This is a genomic window from Microbacterium sp. Se5.02b, from assembly GCF_019464375.1.
Classification (GTDB): domain Bacteria; phylum Actinomycetota; class Actinomycetes; order Actinomycetales; family Microbacteriaceae; genus Microbacterium.
In genome coordinates, this window is record NZ_CP080491.1 from 298,099 (window position 1) to 318,690 (window position 20,592).

General features: G+C 66.8%; 23 protein-coding genes. 15 read left to right on the forward strand and 8 right to left on the reverse strand.

The genetic code is table 11. From position 1 onward, the window contains the following. Window positions 1-753: an SDR family NAD(P)-dependent oxidoreductase gene (locus K1X59_RS01520; RefSeq protein ID WP_183151594.1), complete on the reverse strand. Its 753-nt coding sequence runs from the start codon at window positions 751-753 to the stop codon at window positions 1-3. Between the two features lie 307 nt (window positions 754-1,060). Here K1X59_RS01520 and K1X59_RS01525 point away from each other — a divergent pair, with 307 nt between their 5' ends. Genes K1X59_RS01525 through K1X59_RS01560 form a run of 8 tightly spaced genes read left to right on the forward strand, consistent with a single transcriptional unit; the run spans window position 1,061 to window position 6,599 of the window. Further along, entirely contained in the window at window positions 1,061-2,194 is a 1,134-nt protein-coding gene (locus K1X59_RS01525) for an NAD(P)/FAD-dependent oxidoreductase (RefSeq protein WP_183151595.1), read from the forward strand. After that, the gene (locus K1X59_RS01530) at window positions 2,191-2,772 is read left to right on the forward strand and encodes an amino acid synthesis family protein (RefSeq protein ID WP_183151596.1); all 582 of its coding nucleotides are present in this window, start codon (window positions 2,191-2,193) and stop codon (window positions 2,770-2,772) included. Before K1X59_RS01525 ends, K1X59_RS01530 begins: the two co-directional genes overlap by 4 nt. A 42-nt stretch (window positions 2,773-2,814) precedes the next feature. Then, complete coding sequence (locus K1X59_RS01535; protein WP_183151597.1) at window positions 2,815-3,594, forward strand: class II aldolase/adducin family protein; 780 nt, start codon at window positions 2,815-2,817, stop codon at window positions 3,592-3,594. A gap of 29 nt (window positions 3,595-3,623) precedes the next feature. Beyond that, entirely contained in the window at window positions 3,624-4,559 is a 936-nt protein-coding gene (locus tag K1X59_RS01540) for a 3-hydroxyacyl-CoA dehydrogenase NAD-binding domain-containing protein (protein ID WP_183151598.1), read from the forward strand. Further along, the gene (locus K1X59_RS01545; RefSeq protein ID WP_220173860.1) at window positions 4,559-5,161 is read left to right on the forward strand and encodes an alpha/beta fold hydrolase; all 603 of its coding nucleotides are present in this window, start codon (window positions 4,559-4,561) and stop codon (window positions 5,159-5,161) included. The genes K1X59_RS01540 and K1X59_RS01545 overlap by 1 nt, the downstream gene beginning before the upstream one ends. Beyond that, the gene (locus K1X59_RS01550) at window positions 5,158-5,397 is read left to right on the forward strand and encodes an alpha/beta fold hydrolase (RefSeq protein ID WP_220173861.1); all 240 of its coding nucleotides are present in this window, start codon (window positions 5,158-5,160) and stop codon (window positions 5,395-5,397) included. The genes K1X59_RS01545 and K1X59_RS01550 overlap by 4 nt, the downstream gene beginning before the upstream one ends. A gap of 13 nt (window positions 5,398-5,410) precedes the next feature. Further along, window positions 5,411-5,869 (forward strand): YbhB/YbcL family Raf kinase inhibitor-like protein, encoded by a 459-nt coding sequence (locus tag K1X59_RS01555; protein WP_183151600.1) that lies wholly within the window; start codon window positions 5,411-5,413, stop codon window positions 5,867-5,869. A 10-nt stretch (window positions 5,870-5,879) separates the two neighbouring features. Continuing rightward, window positions 5,880-6,599, forward strand: coding sequence for an amidohydrolase family protein (locus K1X59_RS01560; protein WP_183151601.1), 720 nt, complete (start codon window positions 5,880-5,882; stop codon window positions 6,597-6,599). 69 nt (window positions 6,600-6,668) lie between these two features. On the opposite strand, the gene K1X59_RS01565 is transcribed toward K1X59_RS01560, so the two are convergent. The 4 genes from K1X59_RS01565 to K1X59_RS01580 form a co-directional block, all read right to left on the reverse strand. After that, window positions 6,669-8,213: a GMC family oxidoreductase gene (locus tag K1X59_RS01565; RefSeq protein ID WP_220173862.1), complete on the reverse strand. Its 1,545-nt coding sequence runs from the start codon at window positions 8,211-8,213 to the stop codon at window positions 6,669-6,671. Window positions 8,214-8,217: 4 nt separating this feature from the next. Next, the gene (locus tag K1X59_RS01570) at window positions 8,218-8,952 is read right to left on the reverse strand and encodes an SDR family NAD(P)-dependent oxidoreductase (RefSeq protein ID WP_183151602.1); all 735 of its coding nucleotides are present in this window, start codon (window positions 8,950-8,952) and stop codon (window positions 8,218-8,220) included. A gap of 67 nt (window positions 8,953-9,019) precedes the next feature. Continuing rightward, on the reverse strand, window positions 9,020-9,778 hold the full coding sequence (locus K1X59_RS01575; protein ID WP_183151603.1) for an N-acyl homoserine lactonase family protein: 759 nt from the start codon (window positions 9,776-9,778) through the stop codon (window positions 9,020-9,022). 128 nt (window positions 9,779-9,906) lie between these two features. After that, window positions 9,907-10,302, reverse strand: coding sequence for a hypothetical protein (locus K1X59_RS01580; protein ID WP_183151604.1), 396 nt, complete (start codon window positions 10,300-10,302; stop codon window positions 9,907-9,909). Between the two features lie 179 nt (window positions 10,303-10,481). On the opposite strand from K1X59_RS01580, the gene K1X59_RS01585 reads away from it, so the two are divergent. From K1X59_RS01585 to K1X59_RS01610, 6 genes are all read left to right on the forward strand, one after another. Further along, window positions 10,482-11,573, forward strand: a complete 1,092-nt coding sequence (locus tag K1X59_RS01585; RefSeq protein WP_183151605.1) for a BMP family protein — start codon at window positions 10,482-10,484, stop codon at window positions 11,571-11,573. An 82-nt stretch (window positions 11,574-11,655) separates the two neighbouring features. Beyond that, entirely contained in the window at window positions 11,656-13,251 is a 1,596-nt protein-coding gene (locus K1X59_RS01590) for an ABC transporter ATP-binding protein (RefSeq protein ID WP_183151606.1), read from the forward strand. After that, window positions 13,248-14,402, forward strand: coding sequence for an ABC transporter permease (locus tag K1X59_RS01595; protein WP_183151607.1), 1,155 nt, complete (start codon window positions 13,248-13,250; stop codon window positions 14,400-14,402). The genes K1X59_RS01590 and K1X59_RS01595 overlap by 4 nt, the downstream gene beginning before the upstream one ends. Beyond that, window positions 14,399-15,334, forward strand: coding sequence for an ABC transporter permease (locus tag K1X59_RS01600; protein WP_183151608.1), 936 nt, complete (start codon window positions 14,399-14,401; stop codon window positions 15,332-15,334). Before K1X59_RS01595 ends, K1X59_RS01600 begins: the two co-directional genes overlap by 4 nt. Window positions 15,335-15,366: 32 nt before the next feature. Next, window positions 15,367-16,527, forward strand: a complete 1,161-nt coding sequence (locus K1X59_RS01605; RefSeq protein ID WP_183151609.1) for an alanine--glyoxylate aminotransferase family protein — start codon at window positions 15,367-15,369, stop codon at window positions 16,525-16,527. Window positions 16,528-16,579: 52 nt separating this feature from the next. Continuing rightward, window positions 16,580-17,395, forward strand: a complete 816-nt coding sequence (locus tag K1X59_RS01610; protein ID WP_183151610.1) for an IclR family transcriptional regulator — start codon at window positions 16,580-16,582, stop codon at window positions 17,393-17,395. Window positions 17,396-17,444: 49 nt separating this feature from the next. Here the strand turns inward: K1X59_RS01610 and K1X59_RS01615 are convergent, their stop codons facing one another. After that, window positions 17,445-18,242, reverse strand: a complete 798-nt coding sequence (locus K1X59_RS01615; RefSeq protein WP_183151611.1) for an NAD(P)H-dependent oxidoreductase — start codon at window positions 18,240-18,242, stop codon at window positions 17,445-17,447. A 100-nt stretch (window positions 18,243-18,342) separates the two neighbouring features. Between K1X59_RS01615 and K1X59_RS01620 the strand changes: the two genes are divergently transcribed. After that, entirely contained in the window at window positions 18,343-18,933 is a 591-nt protein-coding gene (locus K1X59_RS01620) for a TetR/AcrR family transcriptional regulator (protein ID WP_183151612.1), read from the forward strand. A gap of 220 nt (window positions 18,934-19,153) precedes the next feature. On the opposite strand, the gene K1X59_RS01625 is transcribed toward K1X59_RS01620, so the two are convergent. Both K1X59_RS01625 and K1X59_RS01630 read right to left on the reverse strand, forming a co-directional pair. After that, window positions 19,154-19,873 (reverse strand): RES domain-containing protein, encoded by a 720-nt coding sequence (locus tag K1X59_RS01625; RefSeq protein ID WP_244632317.1) that lies wholly within the window; start codon window positions 19,871-19,873, stop codon window positions 19,154-19,156. Next, window positions 19,789-20,562, reverse strand: coding sequence for a hypothetical protein (locus K1X59_RS01630; RefSeq protein ID WP_183151614.1), 774 nt, complete (start codon window positions 20,560-20,562; stop codon window positions 19,789-19,791). The genes K1X59_RS01625 and K1X59_RS01630 overlap by 85 nt, the downstream gene beginning before the upstream one ends. Between the last annotated feature and the right edge of the window lie 30 nt (window positions 20,563-20,592).

Genomic DNA, 20,592 nt, shown 5'->3' on the forward strand with positions numbered 1-20,592 from the left:
TCAGAGCGCCGTGTAGCCGCCGTCGACCAGGTGGTAGCTGCCGGTGATGAAGCTGGCCGCATCGCTGGCGAGGAACGCGACGAGGTTCGCGACCTCGTCGGCCTGACCCAGGCGTCCGATCGGGTGCTTCGACACGAGGAAGTCCTTGGCCGCGGCGTCCATGCTCGCCAGCAGCGGGGTGTCGATGAAGCCGGGGCCGACCGAGTTGACCCGGACGCCCTGCGCCGAGTACTCGAGAGCGGCCGACTTCGTCATGCCGACGACGCCGTGCTTGGCGGTGACATACGCGGGGGAGCCGGCGAAGCCGACGCTGCCCAGGATCGATGCGATGTTGACCACCGAGCCGCCCCCGTTCGCGAGGATCGACGGGATCTGCGCCTTCATGTTGCGGAACACCGCGTTGAGGTTGATCGCGATGACCTTGTCCCATGCGTCGTCCTCGTACTCCGCCGTCGGCGCGGTGGCGCCGCCGATGCCGGCGTTGTTGACGCCGATGCGCAGCGGCGCGAGCGTGTTGGCGAGCTCGACCGACGACGCGATCCATGCGGCGTCCGTCGCATCGCCGACCGACGCTTCGGCGGTGCCGCCGGCGGCGCGGATCTCCTCGACGACCGCATTCGCATGCTCGGCGTTCAGGTCGTTGACCACGACCGATGCACCGTTCTTCGCCAGCAGGAGGGCGGTCGATCGTCCGATCCCGCTGCCCGCTCCCGTCACGATCGCCGAGCGGTTCGAGACGTCGTACTGAGCCACGAGAGACTCCACTTCCGGGCGGGCGCGGTGCCGGGAGATCTTCTCGGACGGTCCGTCCTTCCTTCCACCCTACGCCCGATTCGAGGCGATGGATTCATGTGAATGGATATCGTGCGTCGACGCGTCGGTCGCCGCGTTACGGCTGCGTAAAACGTTCGGCTCCTCCGGAGGGCGCTCTTGCGCGAAAGAGGATTCACAGGGCAGAATCTCTACCATTGCGAGAATCACCGTTCAGAATGTAATAATTCTGCGGTCGGTGATCCGCTGTCACGGCGCCGACGCGCGACCGACAGGAAGAGAGATCGACATGACCGAACGCCCACGCCACGCCGAGGTTTCGGGCGGCGGCTTCGCGGGTCTCACCGCAGCCACCGCCCTCGCACAGATGGGGTGGAGTGTGCGACTGCACGAGCGTCGCCCTGAGCTGAGCTCGGAGGGCGCGGGGATCGTGCTGTGGAACAACAGTCTTCAGGTGCTCGACAAGATCAAAGCCGGGCCCGACCTGATGTCGAACTCCATGACGCCGCCGGCGTACGAGACGCGCATGAACAACGTCATCCAGTCGCAGGAAGAACTCCCCGGCATCCGTTGGCGCACGCTCACCCGTCCGCACCTTCACCAGACGCTCCTGTTCGCCGCCCGTGAGGCCGGAGTAGAGATACTGGCCGGATCCGAGGTGACCGGGGCCACCGCGGACGGCACGATCTCTTTCGCGAACGGCGAGACGGCCGAGGCCGACCTCATCGTCGGAGCCGATGGTGTGGGCTCGGCCGTTCGCGACTCGCTCGGCATCCCTCTCAAACGCGAACGGTCGCGCGACGGGATCACGCGGTTCCTCGTCCCGCGCCGCAAAGAAGAACTGCAGGCGCTCGAGCCCGATACGGAGTGGGACAACGTCATCGACTTCTGGAATCTCGAACCCCGGGTGCTGCGGGTCCTCTACACGCCCGCGAACGACCGGGAGCTCTACATCGCCCTCATGGCCCCCGCCGCAGACTCGCAGGGCTCGCGTGTGCCGATCGATCTCGATCTGTGGACGTCGGTGTTTCCGCAGCTGGCACCCGTGCTCGCGGACGCGGCGAAGATCCCCGGGCGCTACTACGGGTACCAGACCACACGCCTGGATCATTGGACCGAGGGCAAGGTCGCACTGATCGGCGACGCCGCACACGCCATGTGCCCCGCGCTCGCGCAGGGCGCCGGATGCGCGATGCAGAACGCCTGGACACTGGCCGTCGCAGCGACCGACGGAGCATCGATTCCCGAGGCGCTGCAGGAGTGGGAGCGGCTCGAACGTCCACTGACGGACCTCGCCCAGGACCGCTCCCAGTGGTACGCCGACACCCGTGAGATGGCCAAGGGCAATCAGTTCCAGGGCGACTCCGTGACCACCGCCCTGTACAACCCCACCGATCCGCACCGACACGAGGTCCCCGCATGAGCATCGATCCGCACTACCAGGTCCGCGCCTTCCACTCCTTCGTGCAGGAGACGCTGCACGATGTCGGACCGGCACCCGCGCAGCCGCTCGTCAAGGCCGCGGTCGCCGTCGTCATCAAGAACCCGTATGCCGGACGGTGGGTCGAAGATCTCACCCCGCTCATCGATCACAGTGCGAGCCTCGGCACCGAACTGGGGGCACGTGCGCTCGCCCTCCTCGGCGGCCGACCCGCCGAGAGCTACGGCAAGGGCGGGATCGCGGGACTCGACGGCGAGCAGGAGCACGTCGTGGCGTGCGTCACCACCGTGTTCGGGAACGCGTTCCGAGATGCGATTGGAGGGGGAGAGGCCTGGATCTCCTCCGCCACCAAGTCGGCTGCGGCAGGAAGCTCGATCGACATCCCCCTCGCGTACAAGGATGAGGTCTATGTGCGGTCGCACTACGACGCGATCACGCTGACGCTCCCCGATGCGCCCCGTCCCGATGAGCTCGTCATCATCGCGGCGGTCGCAACCGGAGGGCGCCCGAACGCCCGCGTCGGAGGTATCACCGCCGCCGAAGTCCTTGCCCGACACTGAGAACAGCGCCCGCACGGGCACCCCTACCCCCGAGGAGACAGCGTGACGTACACGCATTCGCAGTACTACGAGGACCAGTCCATCGCCAGCGTGCTCGCGGATGTCGCGCGCGCCCACCGCATCCTCGAGCTGGAGGGCCACGGCGACATGTCGATGGGACACCTCTCGTTTCGAGACCCGTTCGGGCGAGGACTGTGGCTCAAGCGCGGCAATCTCGCGTTGAGCGAGGTCGAGGGAGACGACTTCATCCTGATCGACTTCGACGGTGCGGTGCTCGAGGGGACCGGCCTGCGGCACCTGGAATGGCCGTTGCATGCGGAGATCATGAAGGCGCGACCCGACGTCAACTTCGTGGGGCACTCTCATGCCCACTTCTCCACCCTGCTCGGCGCCTCGCAGGAGCAGCTCAAGCCCTACAACAACCACGGCGTGTGGTTCGCGTACGAAGGCGTACCGCGCTTCGCCGAGACGAGCCACATCATCACCACGGTCCCGCTCGGCGTGGCAGCCGCCGCAGCGCTCGGTGACGCCCAGGCGCTGCTCCTCGCCAACCACGGCATCGCGTTCGTCGGATCGACGGTCGCCGAGGTCACGCTCACGGGGATCTTCCTCGAGAAGGCGGCGCGCTTCCAGGTCGACCTCGGCGCAGCCGGCTTCACCCCGATCGAGCCCACTCCGGAAGAGACGAAGGAGAAGTTCGACCGGATCTACCCCGCGAAGGCCCAGCACAACTTCTGGACCTATTTCAATCGCCGCCTCGAGCGGGTCGAAGCCGCCTACGGCATCGGAATCTCCCCCATCGCCCTCCCGCCCGCCATCTGACCCGCACCAACCGAAAGAGAGCAACGATCATGAGCAGCCTTCCCCGCATCGCCACCGTCGTGGGTTCCGGAACCATGGGTCCCGGCATCGCCGCCACTCTCGCCCGTGCGGGCGTGACCGTGCGCCTGTATGACATCTCCACCGAGGCCATCGAGCGGGCCGAAGCGGCCTACGGCGTCGTGCAGGGCGTTCTCGCGGCCGTCGACTCCCCATCCGCGCCCGGCGGATCCGTCGCGTTCGGTACCGACCTCGACGTGGCGCTCGAAGGGACGGAGCTGATCATCGAGGCCGTACCCGAGCGCCTCGATCTCAAGCAGAAGGTCCTCGCCGACCTCGAGGCGCGCATCGGCGACGACGTCATCATCGCCACCAACACCTCCGGCATCCCGATCACCACGATGGGCAAGACCATGACCCGTCCTGGGCGACTGATCGGAATGCACTGGTCGAACCCGCCGCACCTGATCCCGATGATCGAGGTCATTCCCGGCGAGGACACCGATCCCGCACTCGTCGACGAACTCATCGGGATCGTCAAGGCGTTCGACTACGTGCCCGTCCTCGAGAAGGAGATCCCCGGATTCGTCGAGAACCGCGTCCTGTACGCGATCCTCCGCGAATGCATGGCGCTGTTGGACGAAGGCGTCGTGACTCCCGAGGGGCTGGACGCGTGCGTCAAGTGGGGCATCGGCTACAAGCTGTCGGTCGTCGGCCCCACCCGCCTGCTCGACATGGCAGGACTCGACATCTACCAGGCGGTCTCCGGCTACCTCAACAAGGAGCTCGATGCGAGCACCGAGACGCCGAAGCTGATCCTCGACAAGATCGCCGAAGGGAAGCTCGGCTTCAAGTCCGGCAGCGGGATGTACGAGTACGGCCCCGGCGACGTCGACGCCAAGCGCAAGGAGATCATCACGGGCCTCATCGCGGCGCGCAAGACGCTGTCGTCCATCCCTGAGGTGTGATGACAGCCACGGCAGCCGTCGAGCGCATCGAGGACGGACTCTTCCGCACACGGGGCGCCGATGTCGATATCGCGTTCCGCGTGCGGGGGGAGGGGCCCGCCGTCGTGCTCCTGCACGGCACATCGGCGAACCACGCCGTGTGGGAACCGGTCGGCGACGCCCTCGCCGACCGGGCTACGGTGATCGCCCTCGATCAGCGCGGGCACGGACGCAGCGACAAGCCGGTCGCCGGCTACGCCGCCCTCGACTTCGCGGACGACGTGATCACGGTGCTGGATGCCCTGGGCGTCGCGGATGCCGTGATCGCCGGACACTCCCTCGGCGGGCGCAACGCGTGGGTCACCGCTGCCCGGCATCCGGATCGGGTGTCGGGAGCCGTCGTGGTCGACTACACGCCCTACGTCGAGGCCGCGGTCCTCGACGAGCTCGACATCCGCGTCGCGGCCGGCTTCCGCTCGTTCGACGGCGTCCTCGAGATCGAGGACTACCTCCGTGGGCGATACCCCGCGATACTGCCGGGCGCGATCGAACGTCGCGCGCGGTGGGGATACCTGCGAGCGGCCGATGGCCGCTGGATCCCCGCGCGGACGAGCGGGCCATGAGGCAGCTCATCGAGGGGTTCCGCACCCCGTGGGACGCCGAATTCCGTGCGGTGCCGACGACCATGACGCACCTGCGCGGTGTCGACAGCAGCATCGTGAGCGAGGCCGCGTGGCGTCGCGCGATCGCCGACCGTCCGGATGACCGCTGGGTCGTCGTCGACGATGCAGACCACTACATCCCCGAGGAGCATCCGCTCCTCGTCGCCGCCGAGATCGCCCGCGTTCTCGGTTTCTGACCGAAAGGAAGCCATGCCTCTCTTCATCGACAAGCTCGCCATCTCCAGTCCGGACTTCGACAGCCTCGCTCGGATCCCCGACCGGCTCACCGCCGACGCAGGCAACGAACTGCCGACGCTGACGCTCTCCGGAGCGCCCGAGGGGACCGTCGAACTGGCTGTGATCGTGCACGACCCCGATGCACCGCTCGCACAGGGATTCACTCACTGGGTGGTCTACGGCATCCCCGCCGACGCCGCGACGCTCGACCTCGCTGCCGACGGTGTACGTGAAGCGCCCAACAGCACGACGCAGAGCGCGTGGTCGGGGCCGCAGCCGCCCGTCGGCCACGGCGTGCATCACTACTACTTCTGGGTCTATGCGCTGAGCACGAGGGTCGAGGGCACGCCGACGCGCGAGGAGTTCCTCGACTCGTACGCCGACTCGATCATCGAGCAGGCCCGTTACGTCGGCACATTCTCCCGCGACTGAGGATCCGGTCATGCCGATCACCGACGCCCACATGCACGTCGGGGACTTCCCGACGTTCGGCGTGAAGCTCGACGAGGACCACCTCGCCGAGTATCTGGCGAAGAACGACATCGACACGGGGCTGGTGTTCCACCAGGACAACGCGATGGTGCGCCGGGTCATCCAGGACATCCCCGGCGCGTACGGCCTCTACTGGGCCAACCCCAAGCTGGGGGACCCGATCCCCGAGCTCAAGGACTACCTCGACGATCCGAAGTTCCGCGGCGTGAAGCTGCACCCCTTGATGGACGGCTTCCATCCGGACGACCCCATGGTCTGGCCGATCATCGAACTGCTGATCGAGCGCGACCTGCCGGCGCTGATCCACTGCGGCCACCCGATCTTCTCGTTGCCCTGGAGCATCGAGGAACTCATCGCCCGTTACGAGGACGCGAAGATCATCCTCGGTCACATGGGTCACGGCAACATCATCTACATCGACGCGTCGATCGGCGTCGCCCAGAGGCATCCGAACGTCTGGCTCGAGACCAGTGGGATGCCGATGAGCGTCAAGATCCTCGAAGCCGTGCAGAAGGTCGGGTCCGACAGGGTCATGTACGGTTCCGACGGTCCGTGGCATGAGCCGAAGGTCGAGCAGCTGAAGGTGCAGCTCGCGGGTCTCGACGCCGACGACCTCGAAGACGTCATGCACCGGACGGCACAACGCCTGTTCCTCGGTGTCGACGTCTGAACGGCATCCGAGAGGAGAGAGCCCGGAAGCGACCATCTGGTCGCGTCCGGGCTCTCTCGTCGCGTCCGGCTATGCCGGGTAGGTGTCGGCGAACGACTCTGCGATCGCCAGCACGGCCGCGTGCACAGGCCCGGCGGTGATCGAGGGGATCACGGAGGCGTCGACGACGTGCACGCCCTCCAGTCCGCGCAGACGCAGGTCGGGAGTGACGGGAGCGTGGTCTTCCGAACCCATGCGGAGGGTGCCGACGGGGTGATGGTGGGTGATCGCTGCCCGTGCGATGAAGGCATCTGCCTCCGTGTCGCTCATCGCGTCGCCCCCCGGAAGCAATTCCTCGTCACGCCATCCGTCAAGCTCGGCGGACGCGCCGACGAGCCGGGCGTGCGCGAGCGCTGCACGGAAAGCGGCTCTGTCATGCGCGGTGTCGAGGTACCGGGGGTCGATCACGGGTGCGTCGTCGATGTCCGGGCCGGAGATGCGCAGAGAACCGCGACTGCTGGGGTTCGTCACCCCGAACAGGAGCGTGTAGGCCTCGCCGGGCACGGCACGCGCGCGTTCCGATGGGGGGAACGCGTCCGAGATGCTCGGTCCGACCACGCACCCAACGACGATGTCAGCGGCACCCTCGGTCTGAGACAGCCCCGCCAGCGACAAGTAGGTCATCGATTCCGAGAGCTGCAGGCGCGTCGGCGGCACGGCACGTCGCGACCGATAGACGTTGCCCGCCCCGAGCAGGTGGTCGTGCAGGTTCGACCCCACTCCGCGGGACTCGATCGCGGTGTCGACTCCGGCCGCCGCGAGCACGTCGGGGTCGCCGACGCCGGAGCGCATGAGCAGCAGCGGGTCGCCGATGGAACCTCCGGCGAGTATGACCTCGTCGGCCTCGATCACCTCGTCGTGCCCGTCGCGGGTCACCTGTGCACCGGTGACCCGACCGTGATCGATCACGAGTCGGTGCACGGTCGTTCCCACGAGGACGTGCAGGTTCGGGCGCTCGCGGACCGGGTCGAGGTAGACATCCGAGACCGTGACGCGTTCGCCGTCGCGGACGGTGAGGGAGTTCGGGGTGGCGCCGAGCATCTCGCCGCGGTTGTGGTCGGCGATGCGCGGAACGCCGAGTGCCTCCCATGCCGAGAGGTAGTCCGTCACGAGAGGGCTGGAGAGCTCGGGGCCGGGGAGGAGGACGGGCAGGGGGCCGGTGTCGCCGTGCATATCGTCCGCGCCACCGGAGAAGGTCTCCATCCGGCGGAAGAAGGGAAGGAGCGAGTCCCACGACCACCGATCGTCGCCGGTCGCCTCGACCCACCGGTCGTAGTCCGCACGGCACCCTCGCATGTGGGCCATCGCGTGCACGAGGCTCGATCCGCCGAGGCCCTTGCCCCGCGCCCAGTCGAGGCGGCGGCCGCCGAGACCCGGCTGGGGCGTCGTCCGGTAGCCCCAGTCGTACGCGCGTCCGTGGATGAACGGCCACAGCTCGGGTCGGCGCATGTCGGGATCGTCGACCCGCCCGCCGGCCTCCAGAACGACGACCTGGCGCGACGGGTCGGCGCTCAGGCGGTTCGCCAGAACACTGCCCGCCGAGCCGGCTCCGATGATGAGGATGTCGGCGTGCATGGGATCAGTTGCGCGTGTGTCCGGCATCGACCACGAGCGTCTGGCCCGTGATCCAGCCCGCTTTCTCGGACGCCAGGAACGCGACGGCCGGTGCGACGTCCTGGGGAAGCCCTCGACGGTCGAACGCCTGCATCGGAACGACGAAGTCGAATCCGTTCACATGCGGTCCGGCGAGCACGCCCTCGCTCGCGATGATGCCGGGAGCCACCGCGTTGATGGTGATCCCGTTCTTGCCGAGTTCGCCGGCCAACCCGCGCACCAGGCCGATCGAGGCGCCCTTCGTGGCGACGTAGTGCGCGCAGTTCGGGGTGCCGGCGACGAAGGTGTTCGAGGCGATGTTGACGATGCGGCCGTAGCCTGCGCGTCCCATGACCTCGGTGACGGCATGGGTGATGAGGTACACGCCGTCGAGGTTCACCGACATGACGCGGCGCCATTCCTCGAACGTGATGTCCTCCCACGCGGTGAGCGGCACGAGTGCGGCGTTGTTGACGAGGATGTCGATGCGACCGAGTTCGTCGGCGACTTCCGCGACCACGGCGGCCACAGCCTCGGGGTCGCTCACATCGAGGGCTTTCGCCAGCCCTCCGATCCGGTCGGCGACCGCTTCAGCGCCTGCCGCATTGATGTCGGTGACGACGACCTTCACGCCGTCCGCGGCGAGTTCTTCGGCGATCGCCGCGCCGATGCCCTGTGCGGCTCCGGTGACGATCGCGACGCGCTGCTCTTTCTCGGCCATGTCGTTTTGCTCCTTCTGTTCCTGCTGTCGGGTGAGTCGGGGCGGCCGGTCGGCCGCGGGTTCGAGGTCAGTTGCCGCCGTAGTACTCGGGCGCGAGCTTCCAGGTCGAAAATGGTTCGAGCTCATGCGACGGGTACACATCGGCGTTCTTCGTGCGTGCGAGATAGTTCAGGCGGCGGATCGCTTCGACGGACTTGGTGGGATCGAGGTGGAAGCCGGCGATCCACTCCTTCTCGAGCGTCGTGCGTGTGTAGGCCGCGTCGCCGCAGAACAGCATGCTCTTCTCGTTCTGGAGCTCCACGAGCAGGGAGTAGTGCCCGATCGTGTGACCGGGCGTCTCGAACAGCCAGACTCCCGGCACCACTTCGTAGTCACCAGAGATGGGCTTGTATGTCACGGTCTCGTGGTCGAATGAGAGGTCGGAGTAGCCGAGGCGCTCGAACGGTTCGGGGACTTTGGCGTGGCGGAGCTCCTCCTTGTGCACGAGTGTCGTCGCCTCCGTCAGGAATCGGTTCCCGCCGACGTGGTCGAAGTGGAAGTGGGAGTTGACGACGATGTCCACGTCTTCCGGCGCGTATCCGATCTTCGCGAGCTGCGCCGGGATGGTCTGCTCCGCGGTCTGCTCCGGCAGTTCGAAGGGGAGGACGCGGTTGACATGGTCGAGATCGAAGCCGGTGTCATAGAGGATGAGGGCGTCGGAGTGCTCGATGAGCACGCTGTAGACCGGAAAGCGCACGGGGTTGCCCGCATTGATGTGCCAGTGCACGTCCGACTCGTCGATGACGAGGGTTCCCCCGTCGAGGAGATAGACCTTCGGGTCCGTCATCGCTGACCTCACCTTCCATAGATTCTCATATTGCGGTAATTGACGTTCAAGTTATGAGAACAATGGAAGGGTGTCAAGAGGTTCCGAGCGAGATTCACACGGTCGAAACACCGGTGCGCTCTCGTCGTTCAGCCGGTGCTCACCCCCGGGTGGTCTTCGAAGACCTCGGCGAAGTCGTAGTGGGTCCAGCGATAGCAATGGTCGAGCATGGGGTCGCTCGCGAAGTCCCCGATGCAGGTGGTGTCCTGGTAGCGATCGCCCGTCGGTGACGTGTAATGCACACGGCAGAGCACCCGCCAGGCGGTGTCGGAGTCGACGCCCTCCTCCAGGGCGTGCGCGGAAGGAAGCCAGCACTCGGTGCCGGTGGTCACCTCGGCGGCTACGCCCGAAGTGGGTCCTGCGATCGCATCCAGTTGCGCGAGGGCGGCGGCGTCGCGCTCGGAGAGCGCGGGCTGTGCTGCACAGCCGGACAACGCGAGAATGAAAGCCAGCGCGATGCACGCGCTCGGGGTCTTCCTGGTCATGGGGGTAACCTCCACCCTCATCATCGAGGGTTCGTGTTTCTGCGGTGTAAATCCTGGATCTCACCGTTGACGCGCCGCTGCGTTTCTCATACTGTATCGCTATCCCGACACATTGTGAGAAAGATTGCCCTGGCACGGTGACGAGGATCGGGACTTTCCGACTGAGAGGATCTTCGGCAATGCCTTATACCCTGAGCGGCCCACAGCGCCGTAGTGCACGTACAGCCACCGCCGCGACGATCGCGATCATCGCGCTCGGTCTCGCCGCCTGCTCGGGCGGCCGAGGAGGAGACGCATCCACGAGCGAACCGAGCGGCGAAGCGGGAGCGACCGTCGAGCAGTTCGCGCTCGTCGCCCCCGAGAACGAGTCGGACTTCGGATGGAACCAAGCGGGTCTCGACGGCGCGACCGCCGCCTCGGAGTCGCTCGGCATCGAGGTCACGCTCGTCCCCGACGCCGGCTGGGACAACACCGAGACCGTTCTCGGGCAGGTGGCCGACAGCGGAGCGCAGTTCATCATCGCCCATGCTTCCGGTTACGGAGTCGCCGCCACCAGCGTCGCCCAGGCCAAGGACGTGCCGATCCTGATCCAGGACGCCGGTGAGAACATCCCGGGCAAGATCGCCGTCACCAAGACCGAGGCCCAGGAAGGCGGCTACCTCGCGGGCATCGCCGCCGCCATGTCGACGACCAGCAAGACCGTCGGCATCGTCGTCTCGGCCGACGACCTCAACTGGTTCAAGATGTCATCCGGATTCGCCCAGGGCGTGTACAGCGTCGACCCGACGATCTCCGTGCTGTACACCTCCGTCGGCCCGGCGGCATACGCGGATGCCGCCGGAGGGAAGACCGCCGCCGAGCAGCTGATCGCCTCTGGTGCGGACGTCATCTTCGGAATGGGAGACGGGGCGACGCACGGCTACCTTCAGGCCGTCGAGGCGGCGGACGGCGTCAAGTACATCGCCGACATCGGCGACGTGACCGCCGGCCTGAGCAACACCGACGTTCTGCTCACCTCGGTGCTGTGGAACTACGCATCCACGTACGAGCAGGCCATCGAAGACGTCGAGGCCGGAACCTTCGGAGAGCAGGGATACGCCCTCACCGTCGACAACGGCGGACTCTCGCTGCAGGAGACCGACAACCTGACGGCGGAGATCCAGGCGGCCATCGAGACCGCGAAGGCGGGCATCGCCGACGGATCGATCGTTCCCACTGCGGCGGAGAACGCCGCTCAGGTGAACGAGGTCATCGCCGCCAAGGGCGACTGACCTCGCGTTGCAACCATCGGTGCCGGGGCGCGGGTTCCGGCACCGATGCCCCGGCGTACACACCCACCGCAAGGAGACGCACGTGACATCACCCACAGAGCCGAGCGTGATCTCGCTCCACGAGATCACCAAGGCCTTCCCCGGGGTCGTGGCGAACGACCGGATCTCGCTCGACATCGTGAGTGGTCAGGTCCATTGCCTTCTCGGCGAGAACGGCGCAGGCAAGTCCACGCTCATCAGCATCCTGGCGGGAATGCAGCAGCCGGACTCCGGAACGATCTCGATCGACGGCGCGCTCACGCCGATCAACTCGCCGCGGGCGGCGGTCGAACACGGGATCGGGGTCGTGCACCAGCACTCGACGTTGGTGCCGGCGTTCACGGTGCTGGAGAACCTGATGCTGGGCGAGAACGGCTTCCTCCTCGACCGGGCGTCCGCGCTCCAGCGCCTGGAGGAGCTGTCCGAACTGCTCGGCGCGCGCATCGAGCCGCACGCGCTCGCCGCCGATCTCGGACTCGGGCAGCAGCAGCAGGTCGAGATCGCGAAGGCGATGTGGAAGGGCAGCCGCCTGCTCATCCTCGACGAACCGACGTCGATGCTCACGCCGCAGGCGATCGAGCACCTCGGGGAGAGCATCGAGCGGGTCAAGGCGCAGGGGCTGGCGGTCGTCTTCATCACTCACAAGCTGCGAGAGGCGTACGCGATGGGAGACTGCGTCACTGTTCTGCGCGGGGGACGCAACGTCGGACACATCTCGGTCGACGAACTCGCCGTCTTCTCCGAGACCCAGGCGCAGGACGCGATCCTGCATGCGATGTTCGGCGACGACCTCGCGAAGGTGGACGACGCGGCCGAGCTCGCCGGGGCGACCGAGACCACCAGGGAGACCGCTCGGATCGATCGGCGCGAGAGCCCGGTGCGCCTGTCGCTCGTCGGCGTGTCCAGCCACGGCATCGGCCGCGACGTCGAAGTCGAGGATGCCGCGCTTCAGGTGCATGAGGGCGAGATCCTCGGCATCGCGGGAATCGACGGGCACGGGCAGGGAGCGCTCGCCGAGGTCGTCGCCGGGCAGCGTCCCGCCTCGCAGGGCACCGTGGTCTTCGACGGCCAGGACGTCACACGACTCGGCGTGCGCGGGCGCCAGCAGCTGGGCCTTCGCTACGTGACGGACGATCGACTGCACGAGGGGACGGTCGGTTCGATGGCGGTCTCGCTCAACCTCGTGATCAAGCGCATCGGACAGCGTCCGTTCTGGAAGTGGGGGCAGATCCAGGACAAGGTCGTGGAAGCCGAGGCGGAGCGCCTGATCGAGGAGTACGGCATCCGCACCCCCTCGCCGTCCACGCGCGCCGGCACGCTCTCGGGCGGCAACATCCAGAAGATCCTGCTCGCCCGCGAACTCACGCACGGCGCGCGGCTCGTGATCGTGAACAAGCCCACGTACGGACTCGATCTCAAGACCGTGCGACTCGTGCGCGAGCTCCTGATCGACTTCGCCGCGAACGGGGGATCGGTGCTGCTCCTCTCCACGGATCTCGACGAACTCGTCGAACTCTCCCACCGCATCGAAGTGATCTCGCGCGGCCGTCTCGTCGGCAGCGTCGCCAACGACGGACCAGGCACAGCCGAGAAAGTGGGTCAGTACATGACCGGTGCGATCGAGGGAGTGAGCGCATGACGACCACTGCTCCCGGACCGACGACCACAGCCACGATGGCGGTCGTGCCTCCGAGCCGTGCGCGACGCATCGGAGGAGACCTCGCCCGCTCCGTGCTGCCGGTGGTGCTCGCCCTCCTCACGTCGGGGTTGATCATGCTCGCCATGGGCACCAGCCCCGTCGACTTCTTCGTCGGGGTGTGGACCTATGGCATCACGGGCGACAACTGGCAACGCAGCCTCGTGCTGATGGCGCCGCTGCTCATCGTCGCGCTCGGTCTGATCGTCGCCTTCCGCGGGCAGCTGTGGAACCTCGGCTACAACGGGCAGTACCTCCTCGGAGCCCTGGTCGCCTCGGGCAGCGGCCCCGTGCTGTTCGCCGTCATGCCCGCATGGCTCGCGACGCTCATCATCTTCGTCGCCGCCGTCGCGCTGGGAGCGGTGTGGTCGCTGATCCCCGCGATCCTGAAGGCGCGTTATGGGACGAACGAGATCATCACCTCGCTCGTGATGTCGTTCATCGCGATCGGCGTCGTCAACCTGGCGATCAAGGGCCCGCTCAAGGATCCGAATACCCCGATGCCGCAGACCCGGGTGATCCCGGATGATCAACTGCTTCCGTACATCCCGGGAACCGAGATACATGTCGGGTTCATCATCGCTCTGCTGCTGGCCGTGCTGGCTCAGTTCGTCCTGAGCCGCACGTCGTTCGGGCTGCGCCTCGATGTCTTCGGCGCCAGCCCCAAGGCGGCCCGCCACGTGGGCATCAACTCCACGTGGATGGTCATCCTCATCTTCGCGCTCTCGAGCGGCATCATCGCCTTCGCCGGGGCCATCGACATCCTGGGGCAGTACAGCTATCAGCGCGCGAACTGGAACCCGGCCTACGGCGCCGCGATCCTCCCGTTCGTGTTCCTCGCTCGTCTGAGTCCGGTGGGGTCGATTCCGCTGGTGGCGTTCTATGCGGTCCTCGCGACGGGTGGCACGCTGGCGACCCAGCAGGCCGGACTCAACGTCGACTTCCTGCTCGTGATCGTCGGACTCATCCTGATCTTCATGACCATCACCGAGTACATCGGCGACCGACGCCGTCTCGGTCAGAGCTACCTGCCGGCCGGGTTGCGCCGCACCCTCACGCGCCCCTTCGCCCGCGACGGAAGGACGACCTCATGACCGACCTGGTCTCTGCGACGTTCGTGACGGTGTTCCTCGTCACCGTCCTCGCTCAGGCGATGCCTCTGATCCTCGCCGCCACCGGTGAGACCATCGGCGAGCAGGCGGGCGTGCTCAACCTCGGTATCGAGGGAGTGATGCTGATCGGGGCATACGCCGGATTCGTGGCGACCCTCGTCACAGGCAACTTCTGGCTCGGTATGCTCGCCGGCGCAGTGGGCGGAGTCGTCGCGAACCTGGCGATGCTGATCCTGAACGTCTGGCTCGGGCTCAATCAGATCGTGATCGGCCTCGCGGTGACGCTGGTGGGCGAGGGCCTCACGAGCGTGCTCTATCTCCAGAACTACGCCAAGACCACGACGGGTCTGGGCAAGCCCCCGGCTCTCGCGATCCCGGGACTGTCGGAGATCCCGGTGATCGGTCCTGCGGTGTTCCGGCAGTCGGAGGTCTTCTGGATCATGCTGCTCCTGGTGATCGCGATGGGCTTCCTGCTCACGCGCACGAACTGGGGTCTGTCGACGCGGGCGGCGGGCCAGAAACCCTCCTCTCTCGACGCCGCGGGCGGCAGCGTCATGAAGACCCGGTCGCAGGCGGTGATCCTCAACGGGGTGTTCGTCGGCCTAGGCGGCGCCTATCTCGCGATCCTCACCACCTCGACCTTCACCCCCATGATCACGAACGGCCTGGGCTTCATCGCGATCGTGATCACGATGCTCTCGCGGGGCCGGATGTCGCTCGTGATCATCACCTCGTTGATCTACGGTCTCGCCGTCGCGATCGGTCCCGCGCTGCAGGTCATCGGGTTCAACGTCCCCGCGGACTTCATCAAGATGCTCCCGTTCGTGGTCGTCATGATCACACTGATCGTCTTCGCCCGCAGCTCGGTCGTCCCCCCTGCGCTGGGCGCCGCCTACACACGCGGCGCGCGCTGACGCGCGTCGTCCACTCCGAGAGGAACCCTTCCATGGCACTTCCCGATTTCACGCTCTCCGCAGGGCCGGTCACGGTCACCCCGCGGACCCAGGCGGCGCTCGGCCGCCCGATCCTGTACCACTACGACCCCGAGTTCCAGGCGGGCTTCCGCCGGACGGAGCAGAAGGTCGGCGAGATCTTCCGCACCCGCAACGACATCATCCTGATGCAGGGCGAGGCGATCGTCGCCCTCGAAGGGGCCCTGCGTTCGCTCATCACGCCCGGGATGCACGTGCTGAATCTGGTGCAGGGAGTGTTCGGCAAGGGGACCGGCTATTGGATCACCGGCTTCGGCGCCGTTCTCCACGAGATCCAGGTGGGTTATGACGACGCCGTCGACCCTGCCCGCGTCGAGGAGTACCTGGATGCGCATCCCGAGATCCAGATGGTCTGCCTCGTCGCCTCCGAGACGCCGTCGGGGACCGTCACCGACGTCGCGGCGATCGGACCGATGTGCCGGGACCGCGGCATCCTCACCTACATCGACACGGTCTCCGGTGTGCTGGGGATGCCGTGGGAGACGGACGCATGGGGGTTGGACATCTGTGTGGCCGGCGGGCAGAAGTGCCTGGGCGGACCCGCAGGAGTCGCCCTCGTCTCGGTGAGCGCGCGGGCGTGGGAGAGCATCTACGCCAACCCCGCGGCTCCGCGCGATTCCTACCTGTCGCTGATCGACTGGAAGGAGAAGTGGCTTGGAGACGGCCGATTCCCCTATACGCCATCGGTGAGTGACATGTACGGACTCGAGTCCGCGCTCGACCAGGCGCTGGAGGAGGGGATCGACGCGGTGGTCGGCCGCCACGAAGCTGCAGCCCAGGTCACGCGGGCGGGTGCGCGGGCGATGGGCCTCGAGTTCTGGGCCGTCCGCGAGGAGATCATGTCGGCGTGCGTCACCTCGATCCGACTGCCCGATTCGATCGACAACGCGGTCGTCCGCGACCACGCGCGGGACGTGTATGGTGTGATGTTGTCGCACGGCCAGGGGGCGGGCAACCTCGTGCGTCTCTCCCACATGGGACCCACGGCGGGAGGTCTCCACTCCCTCATCGGACTGGCCGCGCTGGGCCGGACGCTCGCGGATCTCGGGGTTCCGGTGGACATCGGAGACGGCATGGATGCCGCACTCGCCGTGTTGAGCGCACGCCGGGTCTGACATGCGGCGATGATGATCATCAGCCGTGACGAGAGCGACGGAAAGGCTTCCGATGGTGAATGAGGCACAGGGACCTGCGGAGCGAGCGGGCGGCGAGAAGCCCGCTGACGCGCACCCGCAGCGCACGAAGGGCGTCGACAGCGCCCGCCGTGCACTGCAGATCCTGCTGCAGTTCACGGAGTCCGCGCCTGAGCTGACGCTCGAGAACCTGCTCGAGGATCACGACATCTCCGTGCCGAGCGCCTATCGCTACATCTCGCTCCTGCGCGAGATGGACTTGATCGAGGAACGCGAGAAAGGGCGGTTCGTGCTTTCGCCGCAGGTCCTGCGACTCGCGCGCGCGGCTGAGGCGACCTTCGACTATCGGGCTCAGGCGCAGCCGATCCTGAACCGGCTGGCCGCGACCACCGGGGAGACGGCGTTGTACCTGCGGCGCGTCAACGACTCCGCGGTGTGCCTCGCGATCGCCGAGTCCGACCACCCGATCTCGATCTCATTCCAGCCCGGGCACCTCATGCCCCTGCACAGCGGTGCCGCTGCAAAGCTGCTGCTCAGTTCGCTCCCGCCCGCGAAGCTCAATCAGTATCTGCAGCGTGTCGGTTCCACGCTGACCAAGCCGGTGCGGCAGCGCTTGGAGCACGAGCTCGACGAGATCCGCGCGTCGGGGTACGCCGAGAGTGCCGGCGAGGTCGATCAGGGCGTGTGGGCCAGTGCCGCCGGCATCCACTCCGAGGGCTCGGTGATCGGAGCGATCACGGTGGTCGCACCCGCGTATCGACTGTCGGAGGAGCATCGGGCGGAGATCACCGAAGCGGTCCGTTCCGCGGCGACCGAGTTGGAGAGCTCGCTCGCCGCGCGATTCGGGTGAATCCTCCCGTCAAGACCCGGGAGGTGAGCGGCGGTACGTCCACCACCAACTAGCGGGAGCCGTTCACGATACCGATGCGGTGGATGTCGAGATCGGTTCGTCCGGGAAGGATGTCGGCACGTAGGGCCCGTGTGCCCCGGTACTCGCCGTCGCGCAGAGCGCGGTACGGCTGAGACGGCGCCTCCTCGTGAATGCCCGCGAGCCTCGTGGTGAGCCGGTCGCGCTCCGAAGCGACGGCTGCGGCATCGAGGGCGTCGGCATCGTGGATGACGTGGAGGTCGAGGGATTCGATCCCGGTGTACCAGAGCGTGCCGTGCGTGATCGGGAACAGCAGTGAATCGAGGTCTCCGCTGACGCCCCGTGCGCCGATGCTCCGCGCATCCTCGCCCGCCGTCACGACCAGGAGCGCGCGCTTGCCCTTCAGGCCGCCGTCGCCGTAGCGGAGCGGCAGTCCTGTTTCCGTGTCGACCCCGCCGTAGGCGAAGCCGTTGGTGAACACCCGGTCGAACCAGCCCTTGAGGATGGCGGGTGCGCCGTACCACCAGAGGGGGAACTGGAACACGAGCAGTTCGGCGGCCTCCAGCTTTCGCTGTTCGCTGCGCACGTCGTGCGGAGCGAGCCCCTTCTCGTGGACCTCGCCCATCAGGTCGACGATGCTCCCCTCGCGTCCGCCGACGTCGTGCTGCGCCAGCACCGGGTCGAAGCCCTGGGCATACAGATCCGAGGTCTGCACGTCGTAGCGCGGCGTGAGCGCCTCGATCCCGGCGTCGAAGAGGTGTCGGTTCAGGGATCCCGACTGCGGATGCGCGTAGATCCAGTGCGCGGTGGGCCGGAGGTCGGCGGTCATGTCTCTCCTCGGATCGTGGATGCAGCGGTAGTGCTCGGGATAGTATTGGAACCTACCAACCGTAACTTACTGATGGTAGCTTTGGGTCGCAAGGGGTGAGATGACGAAGGCGAGAGAGGGCGCGCGACCGCGACTGTCGAAGGCCGACCGTCGCGCGCAGCTGCTGAGCGTCGCGCGCGAGATGATCCGCGCGGAGGGGGCAGACGCACTGACCCTCGGCGCGCTCGCCGACCGGGCCGGGATCACGAAACCCGTCGCCTACGAGCACTTCGGTGACCGACCGGGGCTCTTCGCCGCGTTGTACCGTCAGTTCGACGAGCGCCAGGATGCGTCCCTCGAGACCGCACTGGCGAGTGCCCGGCCCGACGCCGAGGGGGTCGTCGACGTCATCGCGGCGAGCTATATCGCCTGCGCCCGCGCGGAAGGCGTGGAGATGGCGGGCGTTGTCGCCGCTCTCCAGGGCACGCCGGTGCTCGCGCGGATGCGTCACGAGTCGGTGGCGTCGTATGTGGAGCGCTGTCGCGCCGCGCTCGCCCGCGTCGTCGGCGCCGAGAACATCGATCCGATCGCCCTGGAGGCGGCGTTCGCCTCGGCAGACGTGCTCGCGGGCGCAGTGCTCGCCTCGCGCATCGACGAGGCCGACGCGCACGACACGCTCGTGCGGATCCTTCTCGCCTCGATCGGGAAGTAGCCGAGACGCGGCGGACTGGCTCATCGCCCGCGGATCGCCTCAGCGTTGCCGGGTCCCCGGCAGAAGATAGTCGTGTCAGAATCGCGATGAAATCGGACTAAGTCCGGTGTAAAGCGGGTTCGCGACTTCTCTGCATTCGAGAACTTCCGCTGAAGAGATCATACGGATAGGGTCCGACAGTCGCCGGGGACGGCGCCCCCTCGAGACCGACGGTTGGCGCCTACTTCTCGACGCGGTAGCCGAGTTTCTTCACGGCTTTCGCTAGGTAAACGTTCGCACTGGATGAGTCCAGGCGGGTGTGCACCGACGGCAGCTGCGGGAACGAGTCCTCGGCGGGCGAGAACAGTGTCACCATCGGGCCGAAGTCGATCGACGACACATGGTAGAGCCCGTCGATGCTCGACCCAAGCTGGTCATGAATCGCATTCGCCCAGTTCCGGGTGTATCGCTTGGGCCCCATCTGAATCGAAGAGGTCGTGCCGTTGATCACAGGCCAGTTGCTGGTGAGGTCCAGCAACTGAAGCTCCCGCGTCGGACGCCAGGCCGCGAGGGTGTTTCCGCGAGCGCGCCGATTGATTAGCCGGCCCTTCTGAAACACCTCGCCGAGAGCTGTTGCAGATCCAGCAGCTGCGTACATCACGCCACAGTCGGGATGATGCTGCTGCGGCTCGGGATGCGGGTCAAAGCGCATGGTTCTGATCGGCCCGAAGTGCCGCAACTCATTCCACGCCTGTGGGTGAGCACCCCTTGTAGCGAAGACCCGCCAGAGCAGCCCATCGTAGGGTCTCAGGTGCTCGCCGGCGTCGAATGTGAGCGACGCCGGGGGCGTTGCGGGGACCTTCGCGTTCGACGGGCTCACGTGATGTCGGCGTCTTCGAGGATGTCCACTACGAGTGCAGGGTCCTTCGCGGCAGCCAGCCACTCGATCGGCGTCATCCATTCCTTGGGGTCGACAGACTCATCGGTCGACCGCAAGTCGTCTTGAGGTGTCGTCATGAAGCCTTCGACGTCGGCCGGATCCCAGTCGGATGGGATCGCTCGGACGAGCAGGGGGAGGTGGGGGATCGTCGAGACTTTGGCGCCGGGAATGAACTGCCATCGAGGGTAGAGGCGGATCCTTCCGGCCCGGAAGCTGTACAGGGTGTTCTTGCTCTGGCGGTGACGCACACTGGAGGCATCGATGCCGAGTAGCGCTGCGACTTCGGATGCAGTGTACGTGTTGGTTAGGGCTCGCACGTGGGTCTCGCGCTCGAGCTTGGCGAGCCCACCGCTGGTGACGAATGCGGCTGCCTCGGCGAGCTCCTCCGGAGTGAAATCGCCGGACTCGATCAGGAAGTTGGCTTCCTGCTCTGTGAGGCCCAGTTCGGTCGATTGACGGTCGGTCATCGCATCGGCGAGCTCGTCGATGAGTGCGTTGAACACGGACACGTCGACGTTTGACGTCTTCGCCACCTGCGCAAGGCGCTCGACACCGGCTTGTACGTCGGTCTTTGCTGGGGCCTTGGTCGCCCCGACGAGCTTTGGTTTCCCGTCGAGGAATCGACCTGTCACAGTGCCGCGGCTCACAGCGATCTCGTGACCGGCGACGCGAGCCGAGGCGGCACGGGTGCGACTTTTCTTCACGGCCATCTGGCCTCCTCGCGTCGTCATCTGGTTAGC